Here is a 16,438-nt window from a genome sequence, read left to right as displayed (position 1 = left end):
AGATCTTCGTGACGGGGACTCCGGTCCTGGTCGCCGTCAAACTCGCGAATCCGCCCGCGGCCGCTCCCGGGGACACGGTCATCTTCACGATCGTGCTCGAGAATCACGGGAACGGCGACTTGTTCAATGTCCGCATCGTCGATCCGCTGATCGGGCTGGATCAATTCATCGGCGATATTCCGGCCGGCATGGGCCTCGTCATCGATTGGCCGTTCGTCATTCCGCCGGACGCGCAGGCGGGGCTGACGATCTCCAATATCGTGACGATTACCGCCGACAATCTCTCCGAGCCGGAGGAAGTGGGGACCGCGGTGGAAGTGCTGCCCGTTCCCCGGCTGGAGATCTTCAAGTCGGCCGACCGCAGCGTCGTTCCCGCAGGCGAGACCGTGCATTTTACGATAGAGGTCGTCAATACCGGAAACGCGGATCTTGCGAATGTTCGGGTAACGGACGATCTGACCGGGTTCGAAGCCCTTATTCCCATCCTCTTCGTCGGACAAAGAGAAGTCTTCTCGGTGCCGTTCTTCGTTCCGCTGGAGACGCCGCCGCAGACGTATGTCAATACGGCGGCGGCCGTCAGCGATCAGACGGAGCCCGTATTCTCCATTACGGAGGTGACGGTGCTCGCCGATCCTCGTCTGGGGATCGACAAGATTCCGGAGACGGCCTCCGTGGCGCCGGGCCAGACGATCCAATACGTCGTCAGGCTGGAGAACATCGGCAACGTGCCGCTGACCGGCATTCGGATCGTCGACCCGACGCTCGGAATCGACCGGCTCGAACCCGATTTGCAGGTAGGGGAAGTTCGCGAGCTCGTCTTCGCGTTCGTCGTCCCGCGGGACACCCCGGTCGGTTCGGATCTCGTCAACATCCTAAGCGTTCTGACGGCCGAGACCGGACCCCAGGAAGTCGAATCGCTCGTGACCGTAACGGGGCTCGGGCTGACGCTGTCGAAGGAGTCGGACCGCGCGGCGGCCGCGCCGGGCGAGACGGTCTTCTATACGCTGACCGTGACGAATCTGCTGAACGCGCCCCAGACGAATATCGCGCTGAACGACCCGGTGCTGGGGCTGAGCGAGACGATCCCTGCCCTCCTGCCGGGCGAGACGATTACCCGAACGCTCGCGTTCACCGTTCCCGCGGGCGCGGAAGCCGGCAGCGTCATCCTCAATACGTTCACGGTCTCCTCGGATCAGACGCCGACGCTCGAGACGATCGCCGAGGTCGTCGTGCTGGAGCCGCCGGGCCCGTCGCTCGCGATCGAGAAGACTCCCGACCGCAATGCGGCGGCTCCGGGCGACACGGTCGCCTACACGCTGACCGTGACGAATCTGCTCGGCGTGCCTCAGACGAATGTCGCGCTGATCGATGCGCTGCTGGGATTAAGCGAGACGGTGGCCAGCCTGCCGGCGAACGGAACGATCACCCGGACGCTGACGTTCGCCGTTCCCGCCGACGCGGAGATCGGCAGCGTCATTCTGAATACGTTCACGGTCTCCTCGGACCAGACGCCGACGCTGGAGGCGATCGCCGAGGTCGCGGTGGAGGCGCCCCCGGGTCCGTCGCTTCTGATTCAGAAGCTTCCCGACCGCAACGCGGCGGCTCCGGGCGACACGGTCGTCTACACGCTGACCGTGACGAATCTGCTCCCGATTCCTCTGACGAATGTCGTGCTGACCGATGCCCTGCTCGGATTAAACGAGACGCTGCCCGTCCTGCCGCCGAACGCCGCGGTCACCCGGACCCTGACGTTCGTCGTTCCCGCCGACGCGGCCATCGGCAGCGCGATCGTCAATACGTTCACGGCCGTCTCGGACCAGACGCCGGAGCACGAGGCCGTCGCCGAGGTTATCGTGGCAGTGCCCCCGGGCCCGTCGCTTCTGGTTCATAAGCTTCCCGACCGCAATACGGCGGCTCCGGGCGACACGGTCACGTATACGCTGACCGTGACGAATCTGCTCGGCGTGCCTCAGACGAATGTCGTGCTGACCGACACGCTGCTGGGGCTGAGCGAGACGATCGCCAGCCTGCCGGCCAACGCCACCATTACCCGAACGGTTACGTTCGTCGTGCCCGCGGACGCGGCGGTCGGCAGCGTTATTCGGAATACGTTCATCGCCAGCTCCGATCTATCGCCGCCGGCGGAGACGATCGCCGAAGTGACCGTCCAAGCGCCTCCGGGCCTGTCGCTTCGGATTCGGAAGCTTCCCGACCGCAACGCGGCGGCTCCCGGCGAGACGGTCGCCTATACGCTGACCGTGACGAACCTGCTGGACATTCCTCAGACGAACGTCGTGCTGTCGGATCCGCTGCTGGGGCTGAGCGAGACGATCGCCAGCCTGCCGGCCAACGCCACCATTACCCGAACGGTTACGTTCGTCGTGCCCGCGGACGCGGCGATCGGCAGCGCGGTCGTCAACACGTTCACGGCCGCCTCGGATCAGACGCCGGCCGTGGAGACGATCGCCGAAGTGATTGTGCGGACGGCGCCCGTCGCGACAACGACGCTCGCGGTCCGGAAGCGCCTGGATCGGAGCGATGCGGAGCCGGGCGAGACGATCCGCTATACGGTCGAAGTCGCGAATACGGGAGAGAATCCGGCGACCGACGTTGTCGTTCGCGACTCGCTCACCGGCGAGCAGCGGACGATACCCGTCATCGCGCCCGGCGAGACGGAGATCGTAAGCTTCGCGTTCACGGTGCCGGCCGGCACGACGCAGGGAACCGTGATCGCGAACCGCGTCACGGTCGCGTGGCCGGAGCAGCCCCCCGGGTCTCCGCCCGTGCGGGACGAAGCGAGAGTGATCGTCGCCGTGCCCGCGGAGCTGCCGGAAGTGGAGGTCGACGCGCGGCCGGAAGATCCTCGGCCGGGAGAGACGGTGATCAAGACCGTCACCGTCGCGAACGTCACGAACCTCGCGCTGACCAACGTGCGGGTCTTCGATCCGCTGGTCGGCTTCCGCACGGTTATCCCGCTGCTCGCGCCCGGAGAGCGCCGCGTATTCACGCTGCAGCTGCCGATTCCGGCCGGGACGGAAGGCGCGACGACGTTCCGGAACACGGTCTCCGTCTTCTCCGACCAGACGCCGCTGCAGCAGGAAGAAGTCGCCGTGCGGACGCAGGCGCTTCCGGACGCGTCGCTGACCGAGACGGTCGACCGCGCCGTCGGGAGACCGGGCGAGACGGTTATCTTCACGATTCAAGCCCGCAACACGGGCAATGTTCCGCTCTTGAACGCGCGGCTGTCCGCCCCGCTGCTCGGCATTCAGCTGCGGATCGCCGAGTTCGACGTCGGGGCGAGCGAGACGCTGAGAGTGCCGTTCGTTCTTCCGGACGTCGAGGAAGACACCGTCATCGTCAGTCCGGTCACGCTCGTCTCGGATAACGGACCGGTCCGCGAAGCCAGCGCGTCGGTGAAGGTCCTCGCCGAGGAAGAGGAATAAAGCGAATCGCCCGTCTCCGCGGCCGGAGGCGGGCGATTCTTCTTCTAGGGGGCCGTTGCCCCCCTGATCCTCATGCCAAGGCGCTGGCTTCCGGTTCTCTTCCCGCATCTCACGCGACGCTCTTCCGCGCCGTCATCCCTCCGCGCCCGGACGGAATCCGGCCGCCCGCTTGCCCGCCCGATACGCCGCTCCGTCCGCATCCCAACGGAACGTGTACACGGCGATGCCCAGGCATAACCCGGCGAAGCCGGCCAGTATGCCCAGCGGAGGCAGAACGTCGCCGATGTCCACCGATTGCCCCACGGCGGCCCCCATCGCTTCCACGAAGTAGTGGAAGGGCAGCAGCCGGCCGACCGTCCGCAGCCAATCCGGCGCGTTCTGCAGACTGTAGAAGGCTTCGCTGGTCAGCAGCATCGGGAAGCTGATCAGATTCGAGATCATATTGACGTCGCTCTCGTTCTTCGAGAGATTGGCCGCGATGAACCCGACGGCCGTGAAGCATACGGCGCCGATCATCAAGATCGCGAGCATCAGCGCCAGGCCGAGCCCGCTCAGCTTCACGCCCAGCGCCAGAACGCTCATGACGACGACCGCCCCGCTGACGAGCAGCGTCAGCGCCGTCCGGGCGGCGGTATTCGCGCCGATGAAGGCGGCCGTCGAGAACGGCGTCACGCGCAGAAGCTTGTAGATGCCGCGGTTGCGGTGCGCCATGACGTAGAAGGCGGTGACCATCGCGGCGCCGAACAGGACGTTGGTCGTCAGCACGCCGGCGAGCAAGCGCTCGGAATAGTCGGCGTCGTCGATATAGAGGCCTAATCCGAGCAGCATGGCGACGGGAAAAACAATCGTCCAGACCAGCGTGTGGGCATCGCGGAAAATACCGACAAGCATCGTTCGAATAATCGTCAACATCAATCGTCGTCCTCCCTGTTCTCTTCTTCTCCCGCCCTCTTACAGAGCGTTGTCCGTCAGCCGGATATAGAGCTCCTCCAAGCTGTCCGCGCCGTGCGTCGCCAGCAGCTCCTCGGCGGTGCCGGAGGCCTTGATCCTTCCTCCGCAGATCAACGCGATCCGGCTGGCCAGCTTGTGCACTTCCTCCATGTCGTGCGAGGTGAACACGACCGACGTGCCGGAATCCGCCAGCGACCGGATCAAGCCGCGCACCTCCCGACGGGCCCGGGGATCCAGCGCCGCCGTCGGCTCATCCAGGAAGATCAGCTGCGGCCGGTGCATGAGCGTCATCGCGATCGCAAGTCTCTTCTGCTGCCCTCCGGACAGGCGGGCGGCGTCCGTCCTGGCGGCCTCCCCGAGCTCGCACCGCCCCAGATGCTCGAGCAGCTCCGAATCGGTCGGCCGCAGCCCGTAGAAGGCGGCGAACATCCGCATGTTCTCCAGCGCCGTGAATCCGGGGAAGAACGGCGTCGACTGAAGCTGGACGCCGATATACCGCGCCGGGTCCTCGCGCCAATAGCTGACGCGGCCGGCATCCGGCTTCTTCAAGCCGAGAACCATATCGAGCGTGGACGACTTGCCGGCTCCGTTAGGCCCGATGATCGCCAGCACCTCGCCCTGGCGAATCGATAGATCGAGTCCGTCCACCACCGTGCGCGAGCCGTATCTCTTCACCAATCCGACCGCCTGAATCAACGTTTGCATGAATCCATCTCCTTTGTCCAATGTAATATATCCAATGTTGGATATTAGCCGAAAAGAAAGTCGCCGCTCCCCACGGCGATTCTCGATTCTAGGATTGCCCGAGCAAATTCATAATCTTCTTGATAAAAAGGATGTCCTGCTCCAGAATGGCCATGGCGTTATCGAACGAAGCGAGCGCGATCGGAGACAGGCCGTAGCCGCTCTTGATCTCCTTGCCCCGCCGCCAATGCTCCAGCGTCTCCTCCACCTGCCGCAGGTTCCGCTCCAGCAGCCCGAGCGCTTCCTCGCGCGGAATCGTCTCGATCCAGTTGAGACCGACCGAGAAGTCGGACTTCACGGAATGAGGCATCAGCGTAAGCGACTCCCGCACCAGCCGGCCGAGCAGCTCCTCGCCCTTCTCCGTGATCGCGTATATCTTCCGAAGCCGAGCTCCCGTGCGCTCCTCCGCTTCCGCGCGGATCAAGCCTTCCTGCTCCATCTTGTTCAGAGCGTAGTAGATCGAGCCGGACAACAAGTTCGCCCATTCATCCATGCGGCTCGTCTGGATCATCTGCTGGATCTCGTAGCCGTGCATCGGACGGTCGCGAAGCAGAGCCAGAATGATGAGATTCGCCACGGTTCCAACCTCGTTCCACGCATACTCAAGAAATAATATCCAACGTTGGTTATGGGTCGACTATACCATGGCCGGCAAGGAGTGTCAATCGCCATTCGGAAAACCGGGCACCCGAGAACAGTCGAACGTTCCGTTCTCCTTCTCTTTCCCATTCTCAAAGGCGCCCGGTCCCCGCCTACCCTTCCTTCCCGTGCGGCTTCATCTCCCGCTCGTCTCGCCCGGCTTACCCGACAACCCCATCCGACTCGTACAACGACTCCTCCAGCTCCCGGACGAACGGCGTCCACTCCCCCGCCGCGTACAACCGCAGCCGATGCATCGCCCGCGTGCAGGCCGTGTAGAACAGCTTGCGCTCGCTCTCCCGGCGATACGTCCGCGAAGAAGCGTCATAGATCAGGACGGCGTCGAATTCGACGCCCTTGGCGAGATACGCGGGGATGACCAGCGTGCCCTTCCCGTAGGCCGTCGTCTTCTTCGTCGCCAGCTGCAAGGACTCGCACCCCAGAGCGGCCAAGCGGTCGTAGGCCTCTTGGCTCTCGGCCGCGGTTCGCGTAATGACGGCGACGGAAGCGAAGCCTTCCGCCTGAAGCGCCGCCAGATCCTCGGCGATTCGCGCCGCCCGGCGCTCGTCGTTATCTGCCCGGAACAGGCGCGGCTTCTCCCCTCTTCGGTCGAAGGGGACGATCTCCCCGCCGCCCGGCAGCAGAGCTCTCGTGAACTCCACGATCTCGCGGGTAGAGCGGTAGCTGCGAACGAGGCGGAACACGCTCGCGTCCGCCTCTCCGTACAGCCGAAGGAGAGGCGATTCCGCGCCTTGCAGCTCCGTGGCCTGGGCGAAGATCGCCTGCCCGAAGTCGCCGAGCACGGTCATTCGGGCTCGGGGGAACAGCTTTTTCAAATACTCGTACTGGAACATCGAATAATCCTGGCCCTCGTCGACGAAGACATGCCGCACCTCCGTGTTCGTCCGCACGCCCTCGACCAGCTCCTGCAGGTACAGGTACGGCGTCGCGTCCTCGTAGAACAGCTCGCTTCGGCCCAGCTTCTCCCGGGTCTGTTCGCAGATCTCCGGCCAGCACTCGGGCGGTTCGGCCCCGTTCGTCCTCGTCCGGTAAGCGTCCGCGTCGCCGTCGAACAGCTGGGCGTACAGCCCGGCCTTGTCGACGAACTCCATCCGCTTCACGCTTCGCCTCAGCGGCTTGAAGCTCTCCCTCGCGATCTCGCGGCGCAGCAGCTCTTCCTCCCGGTCGGCGTAGTCGAAGTCGCCCTCGTCCCGCCGGCTCCGCTTGTTCAGCCTCTCCTGGACCTCCTCGTACTGCTCGGCGAAGTCGAACACGCCCCTCTCCTTGTGCAGCTCGCGGAACGCTTCGGCATACTGGTCCTTGTCGAGATAATGGAGCTCCTCCTGCACCCAAGGCGCCTCCCGCTCCCGGCGCTCCAGCTCGGAGAGCTCCTTCAGAAGCCATTCCTGCAGCTGGGCCGCGCGATTGGCCAAGCGAAGCGAGCGATCGTAGCCGTAGAATTGGGCCGCCATCCGCTCGGCGGAGATCAGCTCGCGGTCCCGGAACCGGATGCCGTTGAACCGCATGCCCCGATCGCCCAGCCACTGCGAATAGTTCCGCAGCGCCTGAAGGTACGCTTCGGACGCCTTGTACTCGATGCCCCGAAGCCGCGCCTCGTATCCCGGCGCCGCCTCTTCCGTCAGGACGTACTCGATCTGATCGAACGGGTCCTCCAGGCGGAACTCCCGGCCCAGCCATACCTCCAGATACTCCTGGAAGGTGGTCTGCTGCATATTCTCTTCCCCGAGCTCGGGCAGCACGGTGGAGACGTAGCTGTTGAACATCGGATTGGGGGAGAACAGCACGATCTGGTCCGCCTTCAGCTTCTCGCGGTGCCGGTAGAGCAGATAGGCCACCCGCTGAAGCGCCGCGGAGGTCTTCCCGCTGCCGGCCGCTCCCTGCACGATGAGCATCCGGCTCTTCTCGTCGCGGATGATGGCGTTCTGCTCCTTCTGGATCGTCGCCACGATGCTCTTCATCTGGGCGTCCGCGCCTTGGCCGAGCGCCTGCTGGAGCAGCTCGTCGCCGATCGTCAGACTGGTGTCGAACACGCTCCGGAGCTGGCCCCGGCGGATCTGGTACTGCCGCTTCAGCTTCATCGTTCCCTCGACGCGGCCGCCCGGCGTGTCGTAGGAGGCCGCACCGGGGGAGAAGTCGTAATACATGCTGGCGATCGGCGTGCGCCAGTCGTAGATGAGGAAGTTCAAGCCGTCCGAATCGACGAAGGAGGCTACGCCGATGTAGACCTGTTCGGCGAAGTTCGTGCCGTCCTCATGGAAGTCGATGCGGCCGAAGTAGGGGGACGGCAGCAGCCGCTTCATGCTTTTCCACTGCTGCAATCGCAGCCGATGGCTGCGCTCCCGCTCCGACAGCAGCGCCTCCTGCTGCCGGATGCTGTAGAAGGTCTCCTCGAAGTCCTCCTGGGTGCTCGTGTTGACGGTGACCTCCTCCCAGAACCGCTTGCGAATGTCCCCCGCCTGCTCGCCCAGCCCGGCCACTTCCGGCTCCAGCTCGGCGATTCGAGCCTGCAGCTTCTCCGTCACGTCCTCCAGACGCTTCTGCTCCTGCTCCCAATCCTTCTCGTCGATCATCTTCCGAACACGCCCCTCTCTTCGAATTCGAATTCCTCATAAAAGAACGTTTGACAATGCGGCTCGCCCTGTGATAAGATTAAAGTGTAAAGATAAGATGGATTAACTATGCCTACACGAATTAGAGCTGCATAGGTCCTCCCATCTTACCATAGTCCATCTCGGGACGCAACCCGTTTGCCCTCGAACGACCTTACATGTCAAATCGCCCGTCTCCGGAATCGGAGGCAGGCGATTTTTGCGTTTAAGCCGTTTATCTCCGGGCTTGGAAGTACAGCCGGTAGCGGCAGGCCAAGTTCGCGAGGTTCGCCAAGGCCAGCGCCGCGAGCCAGACGATCAAGGACGCCATCAGGGTCCAGATCCCGAACCAAGGCACCACCCGGCCGCCCCCGACGAAGCTCAGGATCGGAGACAGCAGCGGGAGAATCAGCGCCGGGAGCAGCCTCAAGACCGTCGATACGACCAACCGGACAGTCGTGATACGCTTGCGTCTCCGGCGGAGGCGAAGAATCGAGTAGACGCCCCATCCGATCGTCGCCGCCGTCAGCGCGATCAGCGCCGTCTCGATATTCCTGCCGTTCGCGAGAGGAATGCCGGCCTCTTCGCCCCGCATGATCTTGGCGACCCCTTCGACGATAGCCGAGTAGTCGACGAACGCGTTCAACCCCGAATCGAACATCATCGCGATGCCGAGCTTCCGGTCCAGGAAGATCGTCTCCTCCGCCTTGTACGTCCACAGAATGCCGCTGTGGGAGATCGTCCGGCCTTCCCGCTCGTCCTTCTCGGCGATCCACCCCATTCCGTAGGGCCCGATCGGTCCGGCTTGATGGTAAGCCTCCATGAGCTCCGGGCCGAGAAGACGCCCCTCGTATTGGGCTTGCATCCACCGGGCCATGTCTTCCGCGGTCGAGACGATCCCGGCGGGGCCGTCGATGAACCAGAGCGGCTCTTCCCGGCTGACGGGCCGCCCCCATAAGACGTAATGTCCCCGCGGTATGGCGGGATTGTCGACGATCTGCCTCGTCGTGCCGACGTTGAAGGTATGGTTCATTCCCAAGGGCTCGAACACGTTGTCCTTCAGGTAATCGGCGAAGCTCCGTCCGCCGACCTGCTCCACCAGTCGGGCCAGGTACTGATAATTGGGGTTATGGTAGCTGTAGGCCGTACCCGGATCATGGGCCAGCTTGACGCCGTCAAGCGCCTGGTTAATCTCCTCCAGCGACCGGTATTGCGGGGACCTCGTCATGTCGGGATTCGCTTTGTCGTTCAGCCCGCTCGTCTGATTCAGCAGATTCCGGACCGTAATCTTCCGGACGCGTTCGTCCTTGGGGGCCAGGTTGGGAAAATAAGTGGCATACGGCGCGTCGAGATCGACGAGCCCCTTCTCCGCCAGCTGCAGGACGGCCAGCGCCGTGAAGGACTTGCTGAGCGAGGCGATCGGGAACGGGGTGCTCCCGGTGATCTCGCGGCCGTCCCCGTCGGTGCCGTAGCCTTGGGCGTAGAACGTCTCTCCGTTCCGGGAGACGGCCAGCGCCGCGGCCGGAATAGGGTTCGCTCTCAAGCTGCTGCGGACATAATCGTCGATCTCCCGCCGAAGGTCGGCGTCGCTTCGGGACTCCGCCGCGGATACGGGGCCGGCCCAGCAGGCCAAGATAAGAAGGATACAACCCATCATGAGACTGAATTTCTTAAACGCGATTGCCATCGTAGCACTCCCTCATCCGGTGATAAGGGAATGCTAACGGACAATTATCAACGATTTATCAACCCCGTACCGAAATTCGCGGTGACGCGGCCGCCGCCGGAGGAGCCGTTCTCGATCAACAGGCTTCCGCCATGCTTCTCGCACAGCACCTTGCAAATATAGAGGCCCAAGCCATGGTGCTCGTTCGACTCCGGCGCCTCCCCGCGGTAGAACGGGAGCGCGGCCTTCCGAAGCGCCTCGTCGGAGAAGCCTTCGCCGTCGTCCGCGACCGTGACGGAGAACTGTCCGCCCCCGGCGCGATAATGAATGTCTACCCGGCTGGAGGCGTGCCGGGCTCCGTTCGCGACCATATTTTCGACCACCTGCATCAAGATATCCCTGTCGACGGCGACGGAGTCCGCGTCCGAATCCGCGTCCGCGGACGACTCGACGGTCTTCCCGAAGCCGGCGGCGATCTGCCGGGCGCTGCCGTCCAGCAGCGACGTCAGGCGATCCGTCTCGATCTCCCGAATCCGCACCGGCAGGTCCTCCAGCTTCTGAATCGAATTCATCGCCTCCGCGTAGCTCTCGAGGCGCACGATATGAACCTTCATCGTCTGGATCATGTCGAGAAGCTTGTCCGCGGGCAGGCTGTTCCCCGGAAGATAGGCGGTCAGCAAGTCGGAATACCCCTTGAGAACGGATAGAGGCGTCCTTAGATCGTGGGCGAAGATCGCGTTCAGCCGCTTGCGCTCCTCGGCCGATCGCCACAGCGTCTTGTAATTCTGCTCCAGCTGCCCGCGCATCTTCTCGAAGACGCGGCACAGCTCGCCCATCTCGTCCTTGCCGTCATACGAGATCCGGAACCCCAGGTCGTTCGCGGAGATTCTCTCCGACGCCTTCATCAGAATTCCGAGCGGCTCCCTCAGCTTCCAGCGGTAGAAGAGGACGGCCATCAGGACGATTCCGGCGGCGATCGTCAGGAGGATCGTCCCGACGAGCGCGTACAGCACCCATTCGTCCGCGGCGGAACGGTCCGCGAGCCGAGACCGGATGCTCTCCGCCCAGTTGAACTCCAGGACGACGACGGCCAGAACGGCGACGAGCGTCAGGGTGCACAGCAGGATGAACGATTGCAGCAGCGTCAAGCGCTTGAGCCGCAGCCAGCTTAGGACGGCCGCCATTTGTATCCGACTCCCCAGACGGTCTCGATTCGGTTCTCGCAGCCGCGCTCCTTGAACTTGGAGCGAATCCGCCGGATATGCTCCGCGATGACGCCGCTGTCGCCTTCCTCGTCGAAACCCCATATTTTCTCGTACATCCGCTCTTTATCGAACGTCATTCCGGGATTCATGGACAGCAGCTCGACGATCTCGAACTCCTTCTTGGCCAAGGGGATCGGAACGCCGCGGAAGATCAGCTCGCGGGCCGAATAGTCGATGACGAGCTCTTCGCTGAACTTCATCGTCGTCTGCATCCGGCTGCGAGTCTCCCGGCGCAGATGCGCCTCTACCCGGGCGCCCAGCTCCAGAAGGCTGAACGGCTTCACGATGTAGTCGTCCCCGCCGGCCCGGAAGCCCTCGATCCGGTCCGCCTCCTCCAGGCGAGCCGTCAGGAACAGGATCGGGCAGGACACGAAGCGCCGGATCGTCCGGCACACTTCAAGACCGTCCGGCTCCGGCATGTTGACGTCCAGCAGAATCAGGTCCGGCCGGTTCTCCGCTTGGCGCAGCGCCTCGGCGCCGTTCTTCGCCGTCATCACGTAATAGCCGTTGAGCTCGAAGTAATCCGCCAGCAGCTTGCGAAGATCGGCCTCGTCGTCGATGATCAGAATTTTGGTCATTGTCATAGGAACAGTTTAAGGCAGCGGCACAATCTAGACAATCGCGACGGTCCGCACCATAAAGCCCCTTCGCCGGATCGACGGCGAAGGGGCCGGGGAAGAGGGGCTTACAGCGGAGCGAACAGGCTGATGTGGTTGCCGTCGGGGTCCTGCACGACCGCATAGCGCTGTCCCCAGAACGCGTCCCACGGTTCGAGATGGACTTCGTACCCGTGCTCCTTTATTTTCTCGCACAGCTCGTCCACCGCTTGGGCGCTGTCGCACCGGAAGGCCAGCTCGACCCGATAGCCGACCGGCTCGACCCAGCCGCCGAACGCCTTCGCGACGACTTCTTGCTTGTCGAAGGCGAGCCGGAGCCCGCTCTGCGCCACCTCCACGTGCATCTCGTCGTTAGAGCCCTCCGGGATGTCGAGGCCGAGGACGCGGTAGAAGTCCAGAGCCCTTCCCATGTCCTTCACGACGATGCCGACCTGATCCAATCGAATTCCCATCTCTCTCATCCTCCTATTCCTGAGTGCCAAGGCTACCCTTCAAGGATACCCGGATCGGAGTCGCGGCTATAGGAAAAAACGGACTTCTTCCGCCCGTCGCGCCATGTCGGGTAATGCCGGGTAATGTCAGGTGATGTCGGGTAATGCCGGGTCCGTTCTCGCCAATTGGCCGGGCAGCATTCCGTAATAGCGCTTGAAGCTCTTGATGAAGTGGGACTGATCGTAGTAGCCGTACTTCGCCGCGAGATCCGCGAACCCGGATCGGGCGCCTTGATAAAGGCCGTCGTAGAGGTCCTGCAGCAGGCTCTGGAAGCGGACGATGCCGAGCATCTCCTTCGGACTCAAGCCCAGCTCGCGGTCGAAGGTTCTTCGCAGATGCCGCTCGCTGAAGCTCACCCGATCGGCCAGGTCCGCCGTGGAGAGACTCCCCTTCGAGGCGTACATCTCCTTCATGCTTGCATAAATGAGAGGATGGGCCGGAGCGTCGCGAGCGGACAGCCGATCGATCAGCTTGCGGTCCGCGATCTCGACGATTCGGGGCGCTTCATGGGCAAGCAGCATCTCCTCGACCATGAACAAACCGTCCGTTCCCCAGATCTCCTCTATATATACATGCTGTCCGATAAACGCGGAGATGGGATATCGCAACAGGGAAGGCGCCGATTCCGTGAAGAGACGGATGCCGAACAGGGATTGGGCTTCGGCGAAGCGAAGGACTTCGTACGTCGCCATCAGCCCTTCGACGAAGGCGGCCTTGCGGGGCGAGAGCGCCCGCCGGTCGACGATGATGTCCACGCAGCCGTCCGGCAGGATTCGATGCATCCGGCTTCCGCGCCCCGGATCGAAGTCCATGGTCCAGTAGCAAGCGACATGCGACGCCAGCTTCTCGCTTGGATCGTACTCCCGGTATTCGTATTCGGAGCTCCCCGATTCCCGCTGCAGCTTGGGCGATTGAATCGGACGATATTGGCCTGACATCTCTCCGGACACCTCCCCTTCCTATGCTCTCCAAAAATGAGCCGAGCCGGCCGCTCTTCCCGACGCGCCTTCCTTCAGGATTCCAGATACGGGCCGATCCATCCGGCCAGTTCGTCCGCCAGAGCCTCCGGATCTCCGATGTCGTCCTCCGTCAACGTCAGCGCGATATGGCGTTCGTCCTCTTCGAACGCTCGGGAGAACAGGCTGCCCCGTCCTCTCGAATGGCGGTCGATCTCCAGGTAGAAATCCACCTGCCCGCTGCCGTCCGCGGTGTAATAAAACTCGATCTCTTCGAGCGCCGAAGGAAGCCGAGGCTTGAACTCGAATTCCTGCACGTAGGGGAACTCCGGGCGCAGATGCGGAACGCGCATGATCTCCACTTCCTCCAACCGAAGCCCGAGCAGCTTCACGGCGTCCAGGAAGCATTGGACGATCGGATGCGGCAGCACCCGCACCTCGTCCCTGTCGCTCCGGCTGAGCTCCTGCTCGACGTCCGGCGGCAGCGGCCCGTTGGCCGACGCGGCGGACGATCCCGAACGGAAGGCGATAATGACCGGGGGTTCCGCCGCAGACAAGCAATTAGCGGATAAACTTGTGTGATTTTTCGATTAGCATCATCGAAATCATCCATGAAGATGAGATTTTGTATGATTTTTCGTACACTCTTCGAGGAATGTGCCTTCCTGAAGCAGAATTTGTATGATTTTTCATACAACATTCAAATGAGGTGCCATTTCGAGAAGGATTTGTATGTTTTTTCGTACACATTCAAGCTGTGAACGGGTCATCATAGTTTTTTTTGCGAATATCGGTCACGTCGGCTAAATTCCATACGTCATCCTTATAAGAGCAGTCGAGAAGGGAGTTCAATGCCATGAATGACGCTTATTGGCTTACGGAACAGTTCGAGGCCCATCGGTCCCATCTGCGGTCGGTCGCCTATCGGGTACTCGGAAATTGGAACGAGGCGGAGGACGCCGTCCAGGAGTCGTGGCTGCGGCTGAGCCGCTCCGATGCGGCCGGAATCGAGAACATCGGAGGATGGCTGACGACCGTCGTGTCGAGGGTATGCCTCGACATGCTGCGCTCCCGCAAGGCGAGGCGCGAGGAATCGATGGAGGCTTGGGATGCCGGGCAGACGATCGATCCCGAGTCGGGAGGGGACCCGGAGCGCGAGGCGATCCTCGCCGATTCCGTCGGAATCGCGCTGCTCGTGGTGCTGGGCACCCTGAATCCCGAAGAGCGCATCGCGTTCGTGCTGCACGATATTTTCGCCGTCCCCTATGCCGAGATCGGCCCTATCGTGGGACGGACCGAGATCGCGGCCAGGCAGCTGGCCAGCCGGGCGCGCCGCCGCGTGCAAGGGGCGCGGGCTTCGGCCGGGACCGATCTCGGCGCGCAGCGGGCGCTGGTGGATTCCTTCCTCGCGGCGGCCCGGTCCGGAGACTTCGAAGCGCTGCTCTCCGTGCTCGATCCGGGTGCGGTGCTGCGCAGCGATCGCGAGAACGCCGAGGGCGAAGTGCGGGGCGCTCGCGCGGTAGCCGAACAGCTGATGGGCGGACGCGCCAAAGCCGCGCATCCGGCGCTCGTCAACGGAGAAGTCGGCGTCGCCGTATCTCCGGGCGGACAGCTGCTTCTCGTGCTCGCTCTCTCTTATGCGAACGGCAAGATCGTCGGGGTCGACGTCATCTCCGAGGCGGCGCGCTTGGAGGAGCTGGATTTAGTCGCTCTCGACGAATGACACTTGGTTCATCCGTTACAGCGCCCCATTCTCGCACTTGGCTTGCTCTAACTGACGATTCATCCGTTACAGCGCCCCATTCGCGCACTTGGCTTGCTCTAACTGACGATTCTTCCGTTACAGCGCCCGATTCCCACGCGCCGCCCGCTCTAACTAAATTTGGAGGAGGAATTCATATGACCTTATTCTCGATGATTCTGCAGAGCTTGCTGCTGGCGTACTATCTGTTCTCGGGCACGGCCAAAGTCGTCGGGGCCAAATACTGGGCCGATATCTTCCAGCATCTCGGACTGTCCCCGCGATTCCGTGTCGTCACCGGCGTCGTCCAGTTGATCGGGGCCGCGGCGCTCGTCGCCGGCTACTGGTCGGACGGGGCGACGGCTTGGGCCGGCGTCTGGCTCGGCGTCACGATGCTGGTCGCCTGCCTCGTGCATCTGAAGGTCCGCGACCCCTTCGGCAAGACAGCTCCGGCCCTCGTGTTCGCCGCGCTGAACATCGCGATCCTCTCGCTGCATGCGAGCGATCTGACCGCCTTCTTCTGAAGCTCCGGATAGGGCCTCTCTGTACGAGAAGGCCCTTTTGCTATCCCCTGCTTTATCCTTTTGTTCCGGTATAGTAAGCGGGCATGGACGCTTCCAGGTTCATGGACGAGCTTACGCCATCAACACGAACGCCAGCGCCGCGAGCGCGGGAAGTCCCTGTACGAAGAGGATCGATCTCTTCGCCGTCATGCCCCCATAGACAGCGGCAACGAGAACGCATCCCAAGAAGAAGATTTGAATCTGGTGGCCGATGTCGCCCGCGGGATGAACCAGCCCCCAGAGCAGACCCGCCGCGAGGAATCCGTTGTACAGGCCTTGATTGGCCGCAAGCGACTTCGAGTCTTCCGCGAACGATTCGGAGGTGCCGAATGCCTTTCTTGCTCTAGGCGTAGTCCACATGAACATCTCCAGCACGAGTATGTAGACATGCTCCACGGCAACCAGGACGACCAGAATGGTACTGATCATCGTCATTTTCTTATCCCCTCGCTTAAACTTAATTAGATTGTATGCAATTCAATTGATTAATTCGATTATACAGCCGATCCGATAAAAAACAAGGCCGCCGTTCCGCGAAGAACGCCGCCTCGGCCGTCGTCTGCAGAAAAAAGAGCGCCCTTAAGCGCTCGCTCCTCCCCCACTATTCCCTACCTACTCCTTATAGCCGAACCGCCGACCCGAACTCCGTTTAACGGGTATCGTTCAAGCAAGTAGATGACGACCAAGCTGACCGCGCGAATGCCGATCAAGTAGATGAACCGCCAGTCATCTAAGAAAAACGCCTGACGGCG

General features: G+C 62.6%; 14 protein-coding genes. 3 read left to right on the top strand and 11 right to left on the bottom strand.

Going from position 1 to position 16,438, the window contains the following annotated elements:
• The first annotated feature begins 8 nt into the window (after positions 1-8).
• The gene (locus H7B90_RS03110; protein WP_185134415.1) at positions 9-3,443 is read left to right on the top strand and encodes a CLIPPER-2 domain-containing protein; all 3,435 of its coding nucleotides are present in this window, start codon (positions 9-11) and stop codon (positions 3,441-3,443) included.
• Between the two features lie 132 nt (positions 3,444-3,575).
• Here H7B90_RS03110 and H7B90_RS03105 read toward each other — a convergent pair whose 3' ends face one another.
• The 10 genes from H7B90_RS03105 to H7B90_RS03060 all read right to left on the bottom strand — a co-directional run bounded on the left by H7B90_RS03105 (position 3,576) and on the right by H7B90_RS03060 (position 13,939).
• Positions 3,576-4,355, bottom strand: a complete 780-nt coding sequence (locus H7B90_RS03105) for an ABC transporter permease (RefSeq protein ID WP_185134414.1) — start codon at positions 4,353-4,355, stop codon at positions 3,576-3,578.
• A gap of 39 nt (positions 4,356-4,394) precedes the next feature.
• Positions 4,395-5,099 carry an ABC transporter ATP-binding protein gene (locus tag H7B90_RS03100; protein ID WP_185134413.1) on the bottom strand — a complete coding sequence of 235 codons (705 nt, stop codon included), beginning with the start codon at positions 5,097-5,099 and terminating at the stop codon, positions 4,395-4,397.
• A gap of 88 nt (positions 5,100-5,187) precedes the next feature.
• Positions 5,188-5,715, bottom strand: a complete 528-nt coding sequence (locus H7B90_RS03095) for a PadR family transcriptional regulator (protein WP_185134412.1) — start codon at positions 5,713-5,715, stop codon at positions 5,188-5,190.
• Positions 5,716-5,938: 223 nt separating this feature from the next.
• A complete protein-coding gene (helD, locus tag H7B90_RS03090) occupies positions 5,939-8,368 on the bottom strand; it encodes an RNA polymerase recycling motor HelD (RefSeq protein WP_185134411.1) in 2,430 nt (809 codons plus the stop codon).
• Between the two features lie 253 nt (positions 8,369-8,621).
• Positions 8,622-10,073, bottom strand: a complete 1,452-nt coding sequence (locus H7B90_RS03085) for a serine hydrolase domain-containing protein (RefSeq protein ID WP_185134410.1) — start codon at positions 10,071-10,073, stop codon at positions 8,622-8,624.
• 47 nt (positions 10,074-10,120) lie between these two features.
• Positions 10,121-11,236, bottom strand: coding sequence for a HAMP domain-containing sensor histidine kinase (locus tag H7B90_RS03080; protein WP_185134409.1), 1,116 nt, complete (start codon positions 11,234-11,236; stop codon positions 10,121-10,123).
• Entirely contained in the window at positions 11,221-11,895 is a 675-nt protein-coding gene (locus tag H7B90_RS03075; RefSeq protein ID WP_185134408.1) for a response regulator transcription factor, read from the bottom strand. The genes H7B90_RS03080 and H7B90_RS03075 overlap by 16 nt, the downstream gene beginning before the upstream one ends.
• 107 nt (positions 11,896-12,002) lie before the next feature.
• Complete coding sequence (locus H7B90_RS03070) at positions 12,003-12,386, bottom strand: VOC family protein (RefSeq protein ID WP_185134407.1); 384 nt, start codon at positions 12,384-12,386, stop codon at positions 12,003-12,005.
• A 126-nt stretch (positions 12,387-12,512) separates the two neighbouring features.
• On the bottom strand, positions 12,513-13,364 hold the full coding sequence (locus tag H7B90_RS03065; RefSeq protein WP_185134406.1) for a helix-turn-helix transcriptional regulator: 852 nt from the start codon (positions 13,362-13,364) through the stop codon (positions 12,513-12,515).
• Between the two features lie 74 nt (positions 13,365-13,438).
• Positions 13,439-13,939, bottom strand: coding sequence for a sporulation protein (locus H7B90_RS03060; protein ID WP_185134405.1), 501 nt, complete (start codon positions 13,937-13,939; stop codon positions 13,439-13,441).
• A 299-nt stretch (positions 13,940-14,238) separates the two neighbouring features.
• Here H7B90_RS03060 and H7B90_RS03055 point away from each other — a divergent pair, with 299 nt between their 5' ends.
• Both H7B90_RS03055 and H7B90_RS03050 read left to right on the top strand, forming a co-directional pair.
• The gene (locus H7B90_RS03055) at positions 14,239-15,105 is read left to right on the top strand and encodes a sigma-70 family RNA polymerase sigma factor (protein WP_185134404.1); all 867 of its coding nucleotides are present in this window, start codon (positions 14,239-14,241) and stop codon (positions 15,103-15,105) included.
• A 176-nt stretch (positions 15,106-15,281) separates the two neighbouring features.
• Entirely contained in the window at positions 15,282-15,647 is a 366-nt protein-coding gene (locus H7B90_RS03050; RefSeq protein ID WP_185134403.1) for a DoxX family protein, read from the top strand.
• 111 nt (positions 15,648-15,758) lie between these two features.
• On the opposite strand, the gene H7B90_RS03045 is transcribed toward H7B90_RS03050, so the two are convergent.
• Complete coding sequence (locus H7B90_RS03045; RefSeq protein WP_185134402.1) at positions 15,759-16,121, bottom strand: DUF1304 domain-containing protein; 363 nt, start codon at positions 16,119-16,121, stop codon at positions 15,759-15,761.
• Positions 16,122-16,438: the final 317 nt, after the last annotated feature.

The organism is Cohnella xylanilytica (assembly GCF_014212175.1).
GTDB lineage: Bacteria > Bacillota > Bacilli > Paenibacillales > Paenibacillaceae > Cohnella > Cohnella xylanilytica.
The sequence above is the reverse complement of the archived record's forward strand: the minus strand, read 5'-3'. Positions and strand labels throughout refer to the sequence as shown.